Origin of the sequence: uncultured Rummeliibacillus sp. (assembly GCF_934216135.1) — a bacterium.
Lineage (GTDB): Bacteria > Bacillota > Bacilli > Bacillales_A > Planococcaceae > Rummeliibacillus.
The window spans coordinates 22468-43363 of the sequence record NZ_CAKQBI010000022.1 but is presented as its reverse complement, the minus strand read 5'-3'; the positions used below and the strand labels follow the sequence as shown (position 1 = coordinate 43363).

Annotated in this window: 19 protein-coding genes and 1 tRNA gene; 2 read left to right on the top strand and 18 right to left on the bottom strand. The window is 35.5% G+C overall.

Going from position 1 to position 20896, the window contains the following annotated elements; translation table 11 throughout:
* Positions 1-39 precede the first annotated feature (39 nt).
* The 6 genes from hslO to Q0977_RS13160 form a co-directional block, all read right to left on the bottom strand.
* Positions 40-930, bottom strand: a complete 891-nt coding sequence (gene hslO, locus Q0977_RS13185; RefSeq protein WP_299514763.1) for an Hsp33 family molecular chaperone HslO — start codon at positions 928-930, stop codon at positions 40-42.
* On the bottom strand, positions 923-1711 hold the full coding sequence (locus Q0977_RS13180; RefSeq protein WP_119416053.1) for a type III pantothenate kinase: 789 nt from the start codon (positions 1709-1711) through the stop codon (positions 923-925). Before Q0977_RS13180 ends, hslO begins: the two co-directional genes overlap by 8 nt.
* A 114-nt stretch (positions 1712-1825) precedes the next feature.
* A complete protein-coding gene (ftsH, locus tag Q0977_RS13175; RefSeq protein WP_119416052.1) occupies positions 1826-3847 on the bottom strand; it encodes an ATP-dependent zinc metalloprotease FtsH in 2022 nt (673 codons plus the stop codon).
* Between the two features lie 131 nt (positions 3848-3978).
* Positions 3979-4521 carry a hypoxanthine phosphoribosyltransferase gene (gene hpt / locus Q0977_RS13170; protein WP_119416051.1) on the bottom strand — a complete coding sequence of 181 codons (543 nt, stop codon included), beginning with the start codon at positions 4519-4521 and terminating at the stop codon, positions 3979-3981.
* A gap of 30 nt (positions 4522-4551) precedes the next feature.
* Positions 4552-5964 (bottom strand): tRNA lysidine(34) synthetase TilS, encoded by a 1413-nt coding sequence (gene tilS / locus Q0977_RS13165; protein WP_119416050.1) that lies wholly within the window; start codon positions 5962-5964, stop codon positions 4552-4554.
* Positions 5965-5997: 33 nt separating this feature from the next.
* On the bottom strand, positions 5998-8388 hold the full coding sequence (locus Q0977_RS13160) for a SpoIIE family protein phosphatase (protein ID WP_119416049.1): 2391 nt from the start codon (positions 8386-8388) through the stop codon (positions 5998-6000).
* Between the two features lie 186 nt (positions 8389-8574).
* Here Q0977_RS13160 and Q0977_RS13155 point away from each other — a divergent pair.
* Positions 8575-8648: transfer RNA gene (locus tag Q0977_RS13155), tRNA-Met, on the top strand.
* A 267-nt stretch (positions 8649-8915) separates the two neighbouring features.
* Here Q0977_RS13155 and Q0977_RS13150 read toward each other — a convergent pair.
* The 7 genes from Q0977_RS13150 to Q0977_RS13120 form a co-directional block, all read right to left on the bottom strand.
* Positions 8916-9347, bottom strand: coding sequence for a S1 domain-containing RNA-binding protein (locus Q0977_RS13150; RefSeq protein ID WP_119416048.1), 432 nt, complete (start codon positions 9345-9347; stop codon positions 8916-8918).
* Between the two features lie 115 nt (positions 9348-9462).
* Positions 9463-9879 carry a septum formation initiator family protein gene (locus tag Q0977_RS13145; RefSeq protein WP_119416047.1) on the bottom strand — a complete coding sequence of 139 codons (417 nt, stop codon included), beginning with the start codon at positions 9877-9879 and terminating at the stop codon, positions 9463-9465.
* A gap of 86 nt (positions 9880-9965) precedes the next feature.
* Entirely contained in the window at positions 9966-10424 is a 459-nt protein-coding gene (gene yabQ / locus Q0977_RS13140) for a spore cortex biosynthesis protein YabQ (RefSeq protein ID WP_119416046.1), read from the bottom strand.
* Complete coding sequence (gene yabP, locus Q0977_RS13135) at positions 10421-10720, bottom strand: sporulation protein YabP (protein WP_119416045.1); 300 nt, start codon at positions 10718-10720, stop codon at positions 10421-10423. The genes yabQ and yabP overlap by 4 nt, the downstream gene beginning before the upstream one ends.
* A gap of 176 nt (positions 10721-10896) precedes the next feature.
* The gene (locus Q0977_RS13130) at positions 10897-11187 is read right to left on the bottom strand and encodes an RNA-binding S4 domain-containing protein (protein ID WP_119416044.1); all 291 of its coding nucleotides are present in this window, start codon (positions 11185-11187) and stop codon (positions 10897-10899) included.
* 17 nt (positions 11188-11204) lie between these two features.
* On the bottom strand, positions 11205-12662 hold the full coding sequence (mazG, locus tag Q0977_RS13125; RefSeq protein WP_124218392.1) for a nucleoside triphosphate pyrophosphohydrolase: 1458 nt from the start codon (positions 12660-12662) through the stop codon (positions 11205-11207).
* 9 nt (positions 12663-12671) lie between these two features.
* Positions 12672-14294: a polysaccharide biosynthesis protein gene (locus tag Q0977_RS13120; protein WP_124218391.1), complete on the bottom strand. Its 1623-nt coding sequence runs from the start codon at positions 14292-14294 to the stop codon at positions 12672-12674.
* 212 nt (positions 14295-14506) lie between these two features.
* Between Q0977_RS13120 and Q0977_RS13115 the strand changes: the two genes are divergently transcribed.
* Entirely contained in the window at positions 14507-14824 is a 318-nt protein-coding gene (locus Q0977_RS13115; protein WP_124218390.1) for a hypothetical protein, read from the top strand.
* A gap of 62 nt (positions 14825-14886) precedes the next feature.
* On the opposite strand, the gene spoVT is transcribed toward Q0977_RS13115, so the two are convergent.
* The 5 genes from spoVT to Q0977_RS13090 form a co-directional block, all read right to left on the bottom strand.
* The gene (gene spoVT / locus Q0977_RS13110) at positions 14887-15423 is read right to left on the bottom strand and encodes a stage V sporulation protein T (protein ID WP_119416040.1); all 537 of its coding nucleotides are present in this window, start codon (positions 15421-15423) and stop codon (positions 14887-14889) included.
* 86 nt (positions 15424-15509) lie between these two features.
* Positions 15510-19037: a transcription-repair coupling factor gene (gene mfd / locus Q0977_RS13105; RefSeq protein ID WP_299514725.1), complete on the bottom strand. Its 3528-nt coding sequence runs from the start codon at positions 19035-19037 to the stop codon at positions 15510-15512.
* An 83-nt stretch (positions 19038-19120) separates the two neighbouring features.
* On the bottom strand, positions 19121-19348 hold the full coding sequence (locus tag Q0977_RS13100; protein WP_102693377.1) for an anti-sigma-F factor Fin: 228 nt from the start codon (positions 19346-19348) through the stop codon (positions 19121-19123).
* A 60-nt stretch (positions 19349-19408) separates the two neighbouring features.
* On the bottom strand, positions 19409-19966 hold the full coding sequence (gene pth, locus Q0977_RS13095; RefSeq protein WP_124218388.1) for an aminoacyl-tRNA hydrolase: 558 nt from the start codon (positions 19964-19966) through the stop codon (positions 19409-19411).
* Between the two features lie 203 nt (positions 19967-20169).
* Positions 20170-20769: a 50S ribosomal protein L25 gene (locus tag Q0977_RS13090; RefSeq protein ID WP_124218387.1), complete on the bottom strand. Its 600-nt coding sequence runs from the start codon at positions 20767-20769 to the stop codon at positions 20170-20172.
* Positions 20770-20896: the final 127 nt, after the last annotated feature.

Genomic DNA, 20896 nt, shown 5'->3' with positions numbered 1-20896 from the left:
ATTGTATCAAAGATTTTGGTATCCCTGTATCAAATTGAATTACTTATTTTGAGCATGAATTTCGTCGATAAAGCCTTCTAATTCTTCTTTAGAATAAAGGTATTTTTCTTCACAGAAATGACAATGTGCCTCTGCCATGCCATCTTCGTCGATCATATCTTGGATTTCTTTTACACCTAGACTAAGAATTGCAGCTCGAAAACGTTCTTTAGAACATGTGCATTGGAATCTCACTGGCATTGTATCTAAAACTTGTACATTTTCTTCACCAAGCACCGCTTCTAAAATTTGTTCTGGTGTATATCCTTTTTGAATCATCTTAGACACTGGTTCAATTTTTGATAAATGTTCTTCAATCTCTGTAATAGTTTCATCATCTACTCCAGGCATTACTTGAATAACAAAACCACCTGCTGCAAGAATTGTATTATCTGTATTCACTAATACCCCTAATCCGACAGATGATGGGACTTGTTCAGATTTTGCAAAGTAATATGTGAAATCTTCAGCGATTTCTCCAGATACAATTGGTACCTGTCCTGTAAAATGATCACGTAAACCAAGGTCTTTCACAACTGTTAAAGTACCTTCCGTACCTACTGCACGTCGAACATCCAGTTTACCTTGTGGATTTAAATCAAAATGAACTTGAGGATGTGTAACATATCCGCGCACTTCCCCATTTGCATTTGCACAAACAACCATAGGACCGATTGGACCATTTCCATCTACTTTAACAGTAATTGAATTGTCACCTTTTAACATAGCACCCATCATAACAGATGCAGTCATTGTACGACCAAGTGCTGCTGAGGTTGTAGGCCATGTATTGTGACGACGTTGTGCCTCACCTATTGTATCCGTTGTACAAACAGCAAACGCACGAACACTACCATTAAATCCAAGTCCTCTTACTAAATAATCAGCCATTTTTCTTCCCCTTTTCTTCCTGATTTCGTTTATAAATTAGATATAATCCTTTTAATGTTAAGAATGGATCAGTAATATCGATTACGGTTGATTCTTTCGCAACCATATTCGCTAAACCTCCTGTTGCAATAACTAGTGCCTCTTCTCTACCTTGTTTACGCATTCGGCTAACAATTCCTTCTACTTGCCCAACATAGCCATAAACGATTCCAGCTTGCATAGACGAAATTGTATTCTTACCTATAACATTTTGAGGTGTGGCAATTTCTATTCTTGGTAACTTAGAACAATGTGTGAAAAGGGCCTCCATAGATATTGAAATTCCTGGGGCAATTGCACCCCCCATATAATCACCATTCTCATTAATATAACAATATGTTGTTGCTGTACCAAAATCGACAACTATTAATGGCGAGCCATACTCTTGTATCGCTGCAACTGCATTTACAATACGATCAGCACCGATTTCTCTTGGGTTTTCACATTTTATGTTAAGCCCTGTTTTTACTCCTGGACCAACTACAACTGGTTCGATTGAGAAATATTTACGACACATCATTTCAAGTGAGAACATGATTGGCGGAACTACGGATGAAATAATAATTCCTTTGATATCTTTAAAGGATAGACCTTTATGTAAAAACAGAGTATTGAGTTGCATAGCATATTCATCTTCTGTTTTTAATGTGTCTGTTTTCATTCGCCAATGGTGTTCAAGATGTTCTGTATTATAAATTCCTATTGAGATGTTCGTATTCCCTACATCCATCACTAAAATCATAAATATTATCCTCACTTATATGTAATTTCTCCATGAATCATAACATATATGCATAGATGAAAAAAGCCGACTACCTTACATAGAGTGAGGAGTCAGCTTTTACTTTTACATTGCTTAACGTTCTTCTTGAATACCGTTGTTTCTTTGTTCGCCGTTTGAATCTTTAGGTAAATCACTAGCTGTTGGATCAGCATTACCTGTCATATCCACTTTTGTTTCTTGAACAATCTTAGCATCTGTAGATTCACTTACATTTGCATCGGCTTCACTTCCAGCTTTATGGTTCTTTTTGTCATAAGAACGTTCTGGTAGTTTACCGTACTTTTCTAAGTGTTCGATTTGTTCGGCATCTAAAGTTTCTTCTTCAAGTAAAGTTGTTGCAATGAGGTTTAGAAGATCACGACGTTCTGTCAAAATTTTCTTCGTACGTTCATATTGTTCTTTGACCATTTGTTGCATTTCTTGGTCTATTTCATAAGCAATTCGATCTGAATAATTTTGTTCAGAGTTCAAATCACGTCCTAAGAATACATTTCCACCTTGGCTAGAGCCAAATTGCAATTGTCCAAGTTTATCACTCATACCGTATTCAGTAACCATAGAACGCACAATACTTGTTACACGTTGGAAGTCATTGTGAGCACCTGTTGAGACTTCACCGAAGACAATATCTTCTGCTACACGACCACCAAGTAAACCGGAAACTTTATCAAGTAATTCTGGTTTTGTCATGAAATAACGATCTTCTTTAGGAAGCATAACCGCATATCCACCAGCTTGACCACGAGGTACAATTGTTACTTTATGAACTTTTTCAGCTTCATCTAGTGTAAGACCTACAACTACGTGTCCAGCTTCATGGAATGCCACAATTTTACGTTCTTTTTCTGAAATGACACGACTTGTTTTAGCAACCCCTGCAATAACACGGTCAGTTGCTTCATCAATATCGCCCATATCAATTTTCTTCTTATTTTCACGAGCTGCAACTAATGCCGCTTCGTTTAATAAGTTTTCTAAATCTGCACCAGAAAATCCTGGCGTACGTTGTGCAATTGCTTTTAAGTCTACTGTTTCATCTAATGGTTTTTTACGAGCGTGTACTTTAAGTACAGCTTCACGACCTTTTACATCTGGACGACCTACAGTAATTTGTCGGTCAAAACGGCCTGGACGTAATAACGCAGGGTCTAGAATATCTGGTCGGTTTGTTGCGGCGATAATAATAATTCCTTCATTTCCACTGAAACCATCCATTTCAACAAGTAATTGGTTCAATGTTTGTTCACGTTCATCATGACCGCCACCTAAGCCTGCACCACGTTGACGACCAACTGCATCAATTTCATCGATGAAGATGATACATGGAGCATTTTTCTTAGCATTTTCAAATAGGTCACGTACACGAGAAGCACCGACACCGACAAACATTTCAACGAAATCAGAACCACTAATTGAGAAGAATGGAACGCCAGCTTCACCAGCTACCGCACGGGCTAATAAAGTTTTACCGGTACCTGGAGGTCCTACTAATAGGATACCTTTTGGAATACGTGCGCCAATCTCATCAAACTTCGTATGATCTTTTAAGAAATCTACAACCTCTACAAGTTCTTGTTTCTCTTCATCGGCACCTGCAACATCTGTAAAACGAATTTTTTTCTTTTGGTCATCGTACAATTTTGCTTTGCTCTTACCAAAGCTCATCATACGGTTACCGCCACCTTGAGCCTGATTCAACAAGAAGAAGAACAGGATGAAAATGACTACAAAAGGAATAATTCCAGTAAAGAATTGAATCCAGCCATTCGATTCAGGAGCCTTTAAAAAACTAATGTTTGAATTTTTCTTGGCCTCATCTCGAATTTCATCCATCAATCCTTGGTCTTCACGGGGTATATTCGTAACGAATTCTTCGCCTTTTTTATACCCTTCCATCTTACCCTTTACGACAAATACTAACTGATCAGGTTGAATACTTGCTTCAGTAATTTTGCCATTCTCTAATGCTTTAACGAACTCGTGATATTGTATCTCTTTAGTAGGTTGGTTCGCATTATTAAACGTACCAAAAATCCCGATAATCACGAGGAAAATTAATAAATAGAATATGGTGTATCGAAATATTCGATTCATCCCCAGCCTCCTCACAAGATAAACAGAAAAACTATAGTAAATCTTAACATATGAATTTTTTATCGTACAATGAAAAGCTTCTCATTCAAAATGTTTCCTGCTAATAATTGTCTAAAAATTAAACACTTATCTTAAAATGAGTAAACGGATGGCTTTAAGACGCCAATGTACGGTAAGTTTCTATATTTTTCTGCGTAGTCTAAGCCATAACCTACTACAAATGCATCTGGAACTTCAAAACCTACATAATCTGCTTTTAAATCTACTTTACGACCAGATGGTTTGTCTAATAAAGTAACGATTTTAATAGATTTTGCTTTACGATATTTAAATAAATCTACAAGATAGCTTAAAGTTAAACCACTATCAATAATATCTTCGATGATAACGATATCACGACCTTCAACACTTGTGTTTAAATCTTTTAAGATTTTCACTTCACCTGAAGAAACTGTTGCATTACCATAACTTGTAACGTCCATAAAATCGATTTCAACATAAGAATCAATTCGTTTCATCAAGTCTGCCATAAATGGCATTGCACCTTTTAGTACCCCAATAAGCAATGGAAATTTATCTTGGTATTCTGTAGTTAGAGATTCCCCAAGCTCTTGAATCTTATTTTGTAACTCTTCTTCTGAAATTAATACTTTCTCGATGTCCTTCTGAAGCATCTTTAGTTCCTCCTTGATTGTATATAGACACTACAAAGTTTGTTGATCAATAATGAATATCATATCATCATTTAATCGTTTGCTATTCGAAAAATAGCTACTTACACGGAGCCCTGGGACGGCAATGACCTCATTATCATTTGTCACAATAATTGGCCATTCTTCTCTAAGCGCCATTGGAATTTTTTCATCAATAAAAAGACGGGAGATTCGTTTTTGTATATTTGCTCCAAACAATTGGATGCGATCTCCATCCATTCTGCCACGAATATGTAGTGGTAATGCAAAACATGTTGTATTTACAAAGTAGCATTTAGCGTTTGATGATAAATCTGACGGAATTTCCCCATCAACTTTTCCTATATAAACTCGTAAATAGTTTGGTAACTCATTCCATTGTTCAAATTGTAATGTCTTTGGCATTGTTTGAGTCGTATTTACTTGCTGCTTAACTAGGATTAAATCACCGTATTGACGAATTGCCTTTGCTCCTTTAGGTAAATCTATGGTCGCATTTCCATCTGTTGTTTGTACCAGTTTTAGAATAGAATTCCAAAGGGTGTAACTTTGTATAATGATTGTATCTTTATAAAGATATTTTAATAGTAGTAGAATGATTCTTCTTTGTAAAGCAAGCGGTTTATTTTGGAATGTATTTATATTTATTTTCCATAAATCACTTTGTTTTTCAACTAATACATCTTGTAATGCTTTCTCCGCTAATGAATCTAATAATTCTTCATCTGCTTGTACTTTTTCAGTGTAGTGCATAACTGCTTCCGCTATCTTTGGATTTTCATTTCTTAAAAGCGGAACAACATGATGTCTCATACGGTTTCGAGTGTAGGAATCCTTTTTATTACTAGAATCCTCTCTATATTCTTGTTTATTGGCTTGTAAATACTCTAGAATATCAGCTCTAGTTATCGAAAGAAACGGTCGGATTAATAGTCCATTTCCAAATGGACGACATCGAATAATACCTTGCATTCCCGTATCGTGCGATCCTCGGATTAATGCCATTAAAATACTTTCAACTTGATCATCCGCATGATGCGCCACGACTAATTTTGAACTTTTTGATTCTAACATAGCTTCCTTAAAGTAGGCGTAGCGCTCTCTTCTACAAACTGCCTGCATATTGCCCTGTTCCGCTTCTAAAATTTCTGGAATTGGAATATTAGTGGCATATACCGGAATACTACGTTCCTTACAAAATGATTCTACAAAGAGCCGATCACCATCTGCATCTTCTCCTCTTAACATGTGATTAACATGCACTGCTGCAACCGAAACGCCCAATCTTTTTTGCTCGTGATGCAGAAAATGGAGTAAGGCCATGGAATCAGCTCCTCCAGAACAAGCTACAAGAAGACGATCTCCCGCATGACACAACTCATATTGTTGTATATATTCATATACTTTTTGTTCGAGTTTTGTCATTATCTCACCTCATCATTATTTTACCATTCTTTCTTAAGCATTTTCCTGTAAAGTAGGCTTAAATAATGACCAATTTACTGTTTTATGTTGAATCTCAATACACACGATCGTACAATCGTCCATTGGCTGGCTATTATTACGGAATGTATTTAATATTTGTGGACAAATTTCTTGAATAGGAAGACTTCTATGTTGTAATAAGCTATTACGTAGAAGCTGTTCTTGTTGTTCCCATGGCATATTCTCGAAGAACAAACCATCTGTACACATGAAGATAATATCCCCTGCCTTTAATGACCGCTGTTCAGCTTCAACCGAAAATGACGTAAACAATCCGAACGGTTCACTGGCGCTTTCAACCCTAGTCACTTTCTTTCCTCTCACTAAATAAGTTGCCATACTTCCTGCTTTCCATGACCAAAGTTTTCCGTGTTGTAAATCGATTAAAGCAAAGTCCATTGTTGCATACATCTCTTCATCTTGCTTTAATGACATAACATAATGAAGCGTATGCATGGCAGTTTCCGGTGACATTTGGTGATTCAAACATTCACGCATTAAGCGTATTAACTTTCTACTTTCCTTATGTGCTCGTTTATTATGTCCCATTCCATCGGATAACATAATGGCAGTTAACCCCGGATTAAGTGAAAATACAGCATGTGAATCTCCTGAATACATCGTATTATTTTTTGACATTGATAATACATCGTATTGCATCTCAAATCGTATAGCTGATTGGAATGTAATTTGCAAATGTGCATAAGGCTTTGTTTTCTTAATCGTTTGGTGAATTTCAAAAGGCTCTTTAAATACTTCTTGAAGAACAGGTAATATCAACCGTTCTGCAACCATTTGGTCTGTTTCCCATTGTGATTTTTTATATGGAATACAACATACTACCTTTCGATTGCCAGGATCATTCGTCAAAATATCAATTTGGAAGAAGTCAATTCCAATATCTTTAAAACGGTTTGCTAATATTTCTTCTTGCTGTTGAAAAGAAACGGTATCATTTGTCATATCCTTCATCACTTGATCAATATGTGTAGACATGTCCTTTAACTGTAAGGCGATCATTTTCTTTCCATGGTGAAATTGGCCACTCAATTGTTGTTTTGAAACATGCTCTGCTAATGCATTTAAAAATAGCGATGAACGCACACACTTATTACGAATCTTTTCATCATATTGTATTCTAGAACCATTATTACCAACTGTTTGCGTCATTAACCATTGTTTCATCAATGGTTCCATTTCCATTCTTCCTTCTCCCCAACATTTTTCAAATCGATAGCAACTTTCACAAGGTGATAATGGTTTGGCTTCTAATTCGACTTCTTGTTGTTGGTCAGCCACGCTAAGACGATCATTTACGAGCTCTTTCATAAAAACAACAAAGTCATTAAAATTCGTTAGTTTCGTAGTCACTTTTTCAGTGAGCCAACGTTGTCTTTCCAAAAGCACTTCTTCATGATTCGGATAAAGTTGTCGTTGCCAATATTGCAACCAACTTCTAGGCATCGTAAAGAATAGAATAGATGCGATGCCTAATGCAACATAATATGTCTTATCAATTGGTAATGTCGCATCATAGAGTACAAAAAATGCTGTTGCAATTGCACTTCCTATTACGATTCCAAAACGTCCTAGTTTTCTACATATTCCTGCGCATAAACCTGTTAAGGCATATACAGCAATCATTCCACTAAAAGATAGATGAGCGAGACTAATGATTGTTCCCATTAAGACTGCAATAGCAGTTGATAGCGTAACCCCTCCCACAAAAGCTGATGCTAATATCACAAACTGTAACGCTATATAAGTTGGGGATAATACCTCCCAAACAACGTTACTTGTAGCTGTAAGCATAATGGCAAGTACAATTAACGCTGCCCCCATTCTTTCTAAAGACCATGACGCTTTCCATAAAGCCGGCATTGGCAATAACAGCTGCATTAAAAATAAAGTCATGAAAATCGATAATATACTTTCATAACCAACATATACTAGAATCATGGTTGGTAGCTCACCATGATACGAAATAAGTTGCCATACAAATTGAGAAACAAATACTGACATTCCAACTACTATTGAAATAGACCATTTACGTATAAACGTCTTCATAAGCAATAAAAAGAGTAATAATTCTATACTATGGATAGACAAATCGCCTAGCCCTAATGTAAAACTGCCAATTGTACCTCCAATAAGTGCCCATACAAAATACTCTCGATGATTTACAAACACTACTGCCATCATTGGCAAAAAGAATGGAACAATTGCTTCAAAAAGAACAGCTTTTGATAAGAAAAATGCGGCGAAACATAACATCATTGAAAAGATTACAGGATATTTCTGTTGTAAATTTACAGTTACTTTTGGCATTAATAGTTTGTTTGGTTGGTCGAACGCTTTTCTCATGGGACAGAACCTCCAATTTATAGCATTTCTGCTAGTATACCTAGAAATTTGTGTAAAGTTTGTCTGTTCCTGAAGGTTCGTTCGAAAAATCGTTCGACGATAAATCACATAGTTTATAATTTTTTAACAAAAATCGCTTGACACCTCAATCTATCGTCTTGTAATATGAATTGTGTTGTTCAAAAAGGCGGCGTAGCTCAGCTGGCTAGAGCGTACGGTTCATACCCGTGAGGTCGGGGGTTCGATCCCCTCTGCCGCCATACATTGTATGATTATAAGATTTCGGGCTATTTGTAGAACAAACACTAAAAGAAGCTATCAATTATGATAGCTTCTTTTTATTTGTCGATATTTCATCATTATATTCCTAATATACTTGTTTAACATGGATAACACTATTTACTATGTCTTGTTTACGGTGATTTCTACCAATACAAAAGAGACTGTTATAAAGTATAAGCTACACTTTATAACAGTCTCTTAATTATTAACAAAACACTTTTTCTACGATTAAAATAGCCAGCAAGTTATCCTCTTCTTGCGCCACGGCCACCGCGTTTAGAATCTTGTGCACGTTTTAATGTTGCAAGACGATCTTCACTGTCTTTTAGGAATCGCGCCATTTTTTGTTCAAAGTTTTCTTTAGGTTGACGATGTTCACCACGGTCATTTGAACGGTGGTTGTTATGGCGTGGACGTTGAGGACGCTCTGGTCGTTCAGCTTGAGGTTTTGCTTTACGGATTGATAAACCAATTTTACCGTCAGCTCCAACGTTCATAATTTTTACTTCAACCATTTCCCCAACTTTCAAATGGTCATTAATATCTTTTACATAGTTGTCAGCAACCTCGCTAATATGAACAAGACCTGTTGAGCCATTTGGCAGCTCCACGAATGCTCCAAAATTTGTGATACCTGTTACTTTACCTTGTACCTTGCTGCCTACTTCAATTGACATAAAAAAAATGCTCCTCCTTAAAATTTAAGCGACTTATAAGTCTTAAAATCAATTTGTAAAACTTTAGTGATTCTTACCTTTTATTATAGCCAACAAAAAAAGAGTGTCAATAAGACTACTCTTTTGAATCTGTTTTTTTCTTATCTTTTTCTGATGCTTTAGGAATTGAAAAAATAATCTCTCCATCCTCAGATAAGAATAAATCCTTTCGTGCAAGCTTAGCGATGTAGTCGTCGTCTTTTAATTTAGCAATTTGAATTTTTAGATCATCCTGTTTTTCTTTTTGCTTTGCTAAATCATGTTGCAATTCAATTTTTTGTTTTTCTTTATCTGCCAATACGCTCTTTTGTTTAATCAACATAACCATGAGGGAACCTGCAATTAGAGCAAATATTATTGTCATTACTGTAAGTCTACGACGTAAGCGAATTTTACGTTTGCTATTAATCATATTTTTACGTATTTCAGTTTTTGCATAATCAGTTGGCATTTGTGTAGTCTTTTTAGAAAGTTGCTTAGATGTTAGTGGCATGTTAGGTACCCTCCTTTGAGTATGATTAAATGCAACGTTTAACTAATTACCATTTACATATCAATCCTATTATATCTAACTTTTACCTATTTTTTAAGCTTTATCTTTCTAATTTTTTCGACAGCAAATCGAATAGGAAATGTAAAAAATCTGAAAATAGAAGTAATTAACCGCATGATTTGTCGTATTAATTTCAGTAAAAGATGAAATATAAAAAATATAGGTTGTATGATTAATCTATCAATCATTCGCCCTGCAAAACGAAATACATCCTGTAGAAACAATTGATAAAGACAAAATCCTAGTAATTGGGATAGGAAATCAACAAAATGCCATTCCCCATCCCTTACAATCATTAATAATAGAAATGTACCAATTCCTAATAGAACCCATGTAGATAATTCAAATATGATGTAGCCTTTTCGCCAAAATGATTTCGGTGGCGCATAATGACTGAATGTACGTACTAAATCAATACAAGCTGCTCCTATAACACCACTAGCAATTAGTGTTGCTATACTGAGGAATTGTTCAGAAACTGTCATCCAAATAATTTATGCAAAATACTGCGGGATAGTCCACTGTCCTCTTCATCATATTGAAGATTCTTCACTGTACCTTCTAAAGTGAGTAATCCCTTATCTACATCTAAATGGACAATTCTTAAATCTTCCCCACGAATTTGCAAATGACCTTGAGAGGTGAGTACAAAAAACTCCTCTTGATCAAAGCGTTCAATTGATTTTACAGATGTAACATCCATTCTTTTGCGATTACGAACCGTTAATAAATGATCTCCTGTTGGAATTGTATAAGTGGCATTATCCTGTTGGAATGTCATCTTCTATTCCCCTCCTTGTCCTGTCTATTAATCTATATGTTTGGACAATCTAATATATGAAGATAAATATAAAAATAAAACCACTATCAATTAATATTTTGATAGTGGTTTTATTTTAGACTACAAAAGCTTTCGAATTTTAAAATGTACTATAAACTAAAAACAGCCGCTATTACTTAGGCCTCATCATCGATAAATTGAGGTTCGACTCTATCTAGTTTTTCCTCTTTTAAGATGGTAAACATTTTAGCAGCCTCTTCTTTACGGACGACGTCTTTTAATTCTTCAATTCGAACAGTTACTATTTTTTGACCAAAACGAATAGCTAACTCGTCGCCCACTTTTACAGCACTACTAGCTTTGACAACTTTACCATTAATGGTAATGCGTCCTTGATCAGCTACTTCTTTAGCTAATGTTCGTCTTTTTATTAATCGAGATATTTTAAGAAATTTATCTAATCGCATTCGTATACTCCCTTTTCTTATTGTTTTGCATCTTGCCAAAACTTATCTAATTCTTCGAGTGAATAGTCTTTAAAATCCTTTCGGCCAGCTATAACTTGTTGTTCTACATAGCCAAATCTCTTTGCAAATTTTGCATTTGCGTGAAGCATCGCATCTTCTGCAGAGATTTTATATACTCGCGCCAAGTTTACAAGTGTAAACAATACGTCGCCAAATTCATCTAGTCTAGTTTCTTGTGTGCCATTTTCTATTTCTTGGCGGAATTCTTGCCATTCCTCAGCTACCTTTTCCCAAACTCCATCAATATTAGGCCATTCAAACCCCACTTTAGCTGCTCTACGTTGATAGTTATAGGATGTTTGCAACGAAGAAGTTGCACGATATTCACCTTTTAATAACGGTTCTGCATGATCATCATTTTGATGTTCTTTTTTCTTTATTTTTTCCCAGTTGGCATTGACATCTTCTACACTTTCAACCTGTACATCACTAAAGACATGAGGATGGCGGCGTATCATTTTCCCTGCTACCCCAGCCAAAATATCTTCTAAATTCCAGTACCCATCATCTTCTGCAATTTGTGCTTGCATAAATACTTGAAGTAATACATCGCCAAGTTCTTCAATCATATGCTCATCATCTTGTTCATCAATAGCTTGTAAAAATTCATGTACTTCTTCTAACATATAACGTTTTAGACTTTCATGCGTTTGAGCTCGATCCCAAGGGCAACCACCATCAGGACTTCTTAATGTTTTGATAATTTCACGGAATGTTGACCATTCACGAAGCGCATCCTTTTTATCTTTCACAGGTGGAACATACACTGTTGTTAAATTATTTATTTCTGCAACATGATCTAACTCATGTAAAGGTACAGTACGAATCATTTCATCTTTTGATCCTGCAGCAGTTACAATTTTGATAGGATAATCTGGATGATACTTTTCAAGTAAAGTTAATTTTACTTCTGAAGCGCTGAATTGATCATATACTTGTGCAATTAATAAATGCTTGTACATGTTCACTTGATGGATAGAAAAAGTTGTACCATTAACAAGTTCAAACCCATCAATTGGATCAATACGAAGAGCTCCGAAAACGGCATCTAAGAAACTTTGTCCACCTTCAATTTTAAGTTGGACTTGACCTTTCTTTTCGGCTTCAATCAAAAGTTGTACAGTCATTTCAGCCATCAAAGGGTGCCCAGGAACGGCATATATTACATCTTCAGATTCTATATATTTTAATAATGTCTCTACAATTTCTTCATATACCGATAAAAAATCTTCATGTTTTTCATACATTGCATCGAAACTTTCAAATTGAATACCTTCGTTTGCTAATTCATCTAATACAGCATGTTCTTTAGTACGTACACATATTTTCTTTGCTTGTTTTAACTTTCTATAGACACCTATTGGGAGTTGTTCAAAATCTCCTGCGCCTAGTCCAATGATTGTTAGTTGATGCATATTCTTCACCTAATTTTGTTTATTTTTTCGTTGTAAAGCAAGTTGATAGCTTGCCATACGACGTCCGAAAGGTAATAGATACCAATCTCGTATAGATAATATTTTCAGCTTGGCAAGCATTGTTAAAAATACAAATGCACCTATTGCAGCTTTAGAAATACAAAGTACCAACGCTCGTGCGCGCCCCGCTATGGAAGGAAAAATCATTGGTTCTGCAAGTATTGTAAATAGCACTACAACTAATATCATCGCGAGCAAAGCGAGCGACGCACCAAAATAAAACCGTGGCAGCGCTAATTGAATTTTTTCCTCTTTTTTAAAATACCATATAAGACCAATTACTGTTATAAAAAGCGCTAAATTTCCTGTCCAAGCAGCTCCAGCTATTCCAAATTGCAAAATGAATAATTTATTAAAAAATAGTTTAACGAATACACCTAGAACTAATAAGCAAGCGGGTATTTTCAAATAATCTAAACCTTGTAACATCGCTGTTAATGTCAGAATAAGTGATAACCAAATGATTTGTAATACAAATACAGATAGAACATTTGACAAATCTGTTGTTTCAAACAAGGTCATGTTAATATTCGGCATAACAAGTATTAAACCAACAGCTGCTGCAAGACCAAATAAGAGAGCTGTACGGTATGTTAGCTGTATATAACGTTCAGCATTGTGCCCTTGGTTTCGTTTAGAAGCATGTGCAACTAATGGAACAATTGCAAGTGAAAGAGACGACGCTATCACTAAACCAACTTGTACTAACGGTTGGCCTCGATCATAGATTCCTTTCGTTTCCATTGCCCGAAGAGGATTCATTCCACTTTCTTTTAACGTACTATAAATTGTAAATGAATCGATTAATTGAAATACTAGTAAGACTAGACTGCTCATACTAACACTTATACTTAATACGATTAATTTTTTTAATATTCCCCAAGTGGCTAGCTTCCTTTTTCCGACTCTACCCAATTTAATATCGGTTGACTGTTTCTTTATATATACAGCTAATAATAGTATTCCTGCAAATTCCCCTACAACTGTCCCTAATAAGGCTATTTTCCCCGCACCATATAAAGATTCAGTGGTAGACATGATGATATACGTACCACCTAAAATAACTGCTACTCGCACTGTTTGCTCAACAATTTGTGCATATGCAACTGGCTGCATAATACCTACTGATTGGAATACCCCTTTATAAATTGCTAATAGCGGCATACTAAAGGCAACAAATGATCCGATTCTAAGTAAACCAGCTAGTTTTATATCGCCCATCCAATATGCAAAAAATCGTGCACCAAAGTATAAAATACTAAAACAGACTATTGATAGAACCACTAAAAAGATGAAAATAATCCGTAATACTGTACTTCTTTCACCTTCATCACTAGTATCCTCTATATCTGCAAGGATTTTAGAAATTGCCACTGCTAAGCCACTAGCCGTCCATGTAACGAAAATTGCTATAAACGGATAAACTTGCTGATAAATATAAAAGCCATGATCCCCGACTAAATTTTGAAAAGGCACACGGTATACCATGCTCAATATCTTAACAACAAGGGCTGCTATAGTAAGAAGAGCAACGCCTTTTAAATACGCTTTCATCCCCCATTTTTCGGACATGATAATCCTCTTTCCTTTAATTCATCAATTCATTTTCTTTACAAGATTTTAGAACAGTATAGCATATTTATCCTATACTTCGATATTTCCACAGCGTTATAGCAAAGGAATTGATTATTAATAAATAGTGTTGGATATTCAATCTATTAATATTAAATTCCAGAAAATTCAGTCGATAAAAATGGTATAGATAGCAACGAGGAGGGGTTTCTATGAAATTCTCTGTTTCAAAAATAGATACATTCCAAAATACTGCTAAATTCAAACAGTCACCTTTTACACAAGAAAACTACCTAAAAGTTGAAGGAAGATTTAAATACAAGTATCCTCGTATGATAATGGAAAGAAAAAATGGTTTTGTTCGTAAATACTTATTAAAGGCAAATGGTACGAAAACTTTAATCTCCGAATTACGGATAAGTGAAGAGGAATCTTCTCTAATACCCTCCTCACCTAAAAATAATACGAGGGAAATGTTAGATCTTCTTAATGCATCATCTGCTCTAAAATCGATTCGTTTAAAGGATTAACTTTTCCTATATAAAAAACCATTCCCTATTGAGATCCTTCAATAGTCGAATGGCTTTTATTTTTAATCTTCCATTTGTTTTGCTAAAAAATGTGCTGCTGTTTCAGCTACCTTTTGTTCAGTATCACCGATAAAATGCATCTTAGACAAAATATAAACAGCACCTATTGCATCCCCACTAACTACAATTGGAGCTATACAATAAGATTTAATCTGCTCAATTTGCCCAGGTACAATTTCAACAGAGTTTTCATGTTTTTCAACAATAACAGTTCTTTGTAGAATACAATCTTCTGCAAAAGTAGATATTTGGCGATTCAAATACTCTTTTTTAGATACACCTGCTGCAGCAATAATTTCATCTCGATCACTAATGAGTGCACTCGTGCCCAATGTTTCAAATAATGTCTCAACATAAGATAAAGCAAAATCACTCAACTCATTAATAGGAGAATATTTTTTTAATATAATTTCCCCTTCACGATCGGTAAATATTTCTAATGGGTCACCTTCACGAATGCGTAAAGTTCTTCGTATCTCTTTCGGGATAACTACGCGTCCTAAATCATCGATTCGGCGCACAATGCCTGTTGCTTTCATTCGTGTTGCCTCACTTTCGACAAATTTTCAATATTGTACTTGCCGTTAGTATGGAGCAATCAAATAAAAAATATACATAACAAAAATTAGTCTCTTATCTCTACCTTTTGATGAATGGCTGTTGGTAATAACTTCATCAATGATTCTAGAATATCAAATGGAGATTGTCTCTCTGCCTTTTTCTCATCAATGGTTAAGACTAATCGTTGTCCTTCTAATTGGAACCCTACCGCACGCCCAAATTGCATAGATTCTGAAACGACTTTACCTCCATCTAGACTAGCTGTTCCTTCTTCAGAAATATCAATAATTATTATTTTATTTTTTGTTTTAATCGAATCGACACCAACCCTTTTAGCCCATACTTTTATCCGTGCAATTCGAAGTAATCGCTCAGTTTCAGTTGGTAAATCTCCAAAACGATCTTGTAATTCTTCTAAAATTTCGTAGTAGTCTTCCTCTTCATCCATTCCTTTAATACGTTTGTACATTTGTATTTTTTGATAACCATCTGGAATATAAGCATCAGGTATATAGGCATCGTAAGGGATTAAAATTTCAATATCTTTTTCTTCCTCTTTCTTCACACCTGTTTGACGCTCAGAAATTGCTTCCTCTAGCATTTGAGAATACAGATCAAACCCAACTGAATCGATAAAGCCATGTTGTTGCGAACCAAGTAAGTTTCCTGCTCCACGAATAGATAAATCGCGCATAGCAATTTTGAAGCCTGAACCAAGCTCTGTAAACTCTTTCACCGCTTGTAAGCGTTGTTCTGCTACCTCTGTTAATACTTTATCTCTTTGATACATGAAATAAGCATATGCTATACGATTAGAACGCCCAACTCGCCCTCTTAATTGATAAAGTTGTGAAAGGCCCATCCTGTCCGCATTGTTTACAATTAATGTATTTACATTTGGAATATCAATACCTGTTTCGATAATTGTTGTTGTTACTAAAACATCATAGTCACCATCTAAAAAACGTAGGATTACAGATTCTAATTCAGACTCTGTCATTCGCCCATGGGCAAACCCTACTCGAGCATCTGGTACAAGCATTTGAATTTCTTCTACTTTACGGGCCATATCGTCAACGCGATTGTGTAAATAGAATATTTGCCCTCCTCGGGACATTTCACGTTCAATTGCTTCACGTACAAGGGCTCCATTATGCTCCATAACATACGTTTGTACGGGGAATCGATTAGCAGGTGGCGTTTCGATAACAGATAAATCTCTCACTCCTACCATTGACATATGCAATGTACGAGGTATCGGAGTTGCTGTTAACGTTAATACATCTACATTTGTCTTTAAATGCTTAATCTTTTCCTTATGGGTAACACCAAAACGTTGTTCCTCATCGACTACTAATAATCCAAGGTCTTTATAAACAACGTCTTTTGATAACAATCGATGTGTTCCAATAACAATATCTACAGATCCATCTTTTAGCCCTTTTAATGTTTCATTTTGTTGTTTACGTGTGCGGAAACGACTCAAAAGGCCAATTGAAATAGCTTGATCTTGGAATCTTTCCTGGAAAGTTTCAAAATGTTGTTGAGCTAAAATGGTTGTTGGTACTAAAAAGGCTACTTGTTTACCATCCATAACAGCTTTGAATGCAGCACGAATAGCGACTTCAGTTTTCCCGTATCCAACGTCCCCACAAACAAGACGATCCATAGGACGCTCTCTTTCCATATCTATCTTCACTTCTTGGATTGTCCTCAGTTGATCTTCTGTTTCTTCATAAGGGAATGCCTCTTCAAATGCACGTTGTTCATCACCATCAGGAGAGAATGCATAACCTTTTTCCGCCTCACGTTTTGCATATAGTTTGATTAAATCATCTGCAATATCTTGTACTGCTGATGATACCTTACTCTTTGTTTTTTTCCATTCTGTTCCGCCCAATTTGTGAAGTTTTGGCTCTTTATCTTCTGATCCAACGTATTTTTGGATTAAATCGATTTGATTGACAGGAACATAAAGCTTATCGTCCGCACGATATCGGATATGTAGATAATCCTTATGCTTGCCATTGACCTCTAGCGTTTCAATGCCGATATATTTCCCTATACCATGATGAATATGCACCACATAATCGCCAGGTTTTATCTCTGTGTAACTTTTTATTCTTTCAGCATTGGTCATTTTTTGAGGTCGACTTTTTTTCTTCTTCGTCTTTTGTTTAAAAAGCTCTTCCTCAGTGACAATAGCTAAACGTTGCAAAGGTAATTCAAAGCCTGCAGATAATTGGCCAGAAATAGCAAAGATACCTTCTTTTCTAGGTTCACCAATCTGTATATGAATATCGTAATCTGCTAAAGTTGTTTGTATGTTTGATAGACGTTCTTCATTTTCTGTTACAAATAGGACAGTGAATTTTCCTAGTTGCCAACGTTCTACTTCATTTTTCAACAAAGGCATTTGACCATGGAAATGTTGCATAGGTTTACATGAAAAACTTGTCGTCTTTTTAAAACGAATTCCTGAAAATGATCTCGCAAATAAAGCGAAATAAATTGACGGTAAATGTATCATCGCAATGATTTCTTTTAAAGAATATGAAGGTTTAACAGCATGCACTAATTTTCCTTCTTCAATTAGGGATAGATACCATTCTTTCTCTTCCTTTTCCCAAGCTTCCATAACTTCTTGAATACGTCCTAGCTCATCATATACAACAAGACCATCTTGAGCAAAATAGTCCCCTAGAAACGAAGGTTGGTCATATAATAACGAACCATATCTATTTATAAATTCAGGCAATTCTCCTTGTTTGAGTAGCTCTATATCCGTTTGAATGTGTTGATAGAGTTGTTCTTGTATTTCCCTATTTTTCACCTTTTTTAGACTATCTGCTAAAGCCTCATCCAACTTTTGCGCAACATGTAGCCGCTGTTCTCTCGTCAATACAAACTCTGAGGCAGGTAAAATATGAATCTGATCTAACTTTTCAATTGAACGTTGATCATCCGCTGAAAATGTTCGAATCGAATCAACCTCTGTATCAAATAATTCAACACGAATTGGATTTTCAATATATGGAGGATAAATATCTAAAATACCTCCACGTAAAGCAAACTCACCAGGCGTTGTTACCATATGGCTTCTTGTATACCCCATAGTCACTAGATTTTGAAGCCACTCTTCTACTATCAGTTCTTCTCCGACAGTTGCATTTAAATGTAAATTTAACCATTCCTCTTTCGGAGGCAAAACTTTACGCATACCTGCTACAGGAATTATATAGATACCTTTTTGTTGATGTAACATATGGTCCAATGTTTCAATACGCTGGGCACGTAATTCTGGACTCGCTGTTGCCATATCAGCAGCGATAAACTCATCGGCTGGATAATAGTGAACATAATCTTCACCTACAAGTTTCACTAAATCATCAAAGTTTTTTTGTGCTTGCAGTAAGTTTGGTGAAATTATGTAAATAGGTTTTTGAATATAATCATAAATTGTATCTAAAAATGCAGGTCTTGCACTCCCCGAAAGACCAGTAATCAGTTGTGCATCTTGACCACTTTTAATCTCTTCTAACAACCGTTGTACATGTGGGTCTTGCATTAACAATTGACGTAATATCTTCATAACGTCCTCCCTTCTTTGGTAAATACAATATATATTGTAAAATCTACAGAAAAAGGCCTTGGACGCCTAAGCGCCAAAGCGATTTACTGTAACCAATTTTTTAATGCATAATAATTTGGGAACTTCTTCAGTGAGTCTTCGCAATGTTCACAAATACTTTCTACTGTTGTATCACCATTTTGCTCATGACGGATAAATTCCTTAGCATCTTGTTCATTTAGTTGATGAAGTTTACGAATACTTTCTTCAGAATCAAATGGCAATACGCCTATTTCCGTGTTGCAATGACGACATCTGTAACGAATAGCCATAAGCATGCCTCCCTTTTATAAAAAGTATAGACAGCTTTGGTTCCTTTTATGCTTCACAATTTAGTTAAATCGATTCATCACTTCTGTGAATGGCTTTTCTAACCAATATTCACAGGCATCTGCTGCACGATTAAAGGCATCTTGCATTAATGGTTGCTCTTTCTTCGAAAATTTTGAAAGTACATAGTCTGGTACCTTCATGCCTACTGGTGGTCGATTAATCCCTACACGGATTCTGTTAAAGTTTTGCGTGCCAATGTGCTGAATCAGAGATTTAATTCCATTATGACCACCTGCGCTTCCTTTTTGACGAAGGCGTAATTTCCCCTTATCTAAATCTAAGTCATCATAAATAACGACAATATCCTCTACATCAATATCAAAGTAATCCATCATAGGACGTACAGCTTCCCCAGATAAATTCATATATGTAAGAGGTTTCATCAACATTACTTTACCTTCTGGACGATGAGCAGTGCCGTACATAGCGTTGAATTTTTGTTGATTTAATGGAATATTCCACTTTTGTGCTAATAAATCTATTGTATCAAACCCAACATTGTGGTGAGTATGTTCATATTCTTTCCCAGGATTACCTAATCCAATTATTAACTTCATATTTGACATCTTCCTTTTCTAACTAATCCTTGTTATTTTAACATACGCCATAATGATTAGAGAAAAGATTTAAGCTGATAGATTAGTCAATTTCCATAGTATTATGCAGTTTACTTAACATTATTACTAGAAAAAATAGCTACAATATATTAAAAAACCTCACGTTTTCATTTATAACGCAAGGTCCTGTTAAGGTAGAGTAGTTATACCGCTTCTTCTGGTTGATCCGTTATTTCAGTGTCTAAATCCATTCTTACAGTTGGTGTTGATACAACTACTAATGTTACTTGATTGTCACCTGAGATTGTATACTTTACTTTTTTTCGAATATCTCCAATAGTTAAAGCATGACCAATAGCTAAGTTGGACACATCAATCTCAACTTTTTCAGGGATTTCATTTGGCTTTACGATTAACTTCATCAATCGAAGAGGTTGATGTAATACACCACCTTCTTTAACGCCAATAGGTAATCCTTTTAATACGATTGGTACTTCAATACCGATTAACTTAGACATGTCGACTGACAAAAAGTCTACATGAATATACTTTTCTTTAGTAGTATCTTTCTGGAACTGAAACACTACCGCCTTTACTTCTTTACCTTCAATGTTTAGAGAAATGATGCTATTTTTACCCTCTTTACTTAATAATCTTTCAAATTCTCTTTCGTTTACAGCAATTGGTATTGGTTCTATTTGATATCCATATACCACAGCTGGGACAAAACCATTTTTTCTTAAGGTTGACAATACAGATTTCTTTCCGACCTCACGTTTTTTTACATGAACTACAGTATTCATAAATATGTTGTCTCCTCCTTTGTCATCTACTTTGCTAATTGTTCAAAGATCAATCTACATTAACAAAGTAAGAAATAGAATTACCACATTATCAAATGTGTCCATTTCTTCAAGGAATGAAACAATT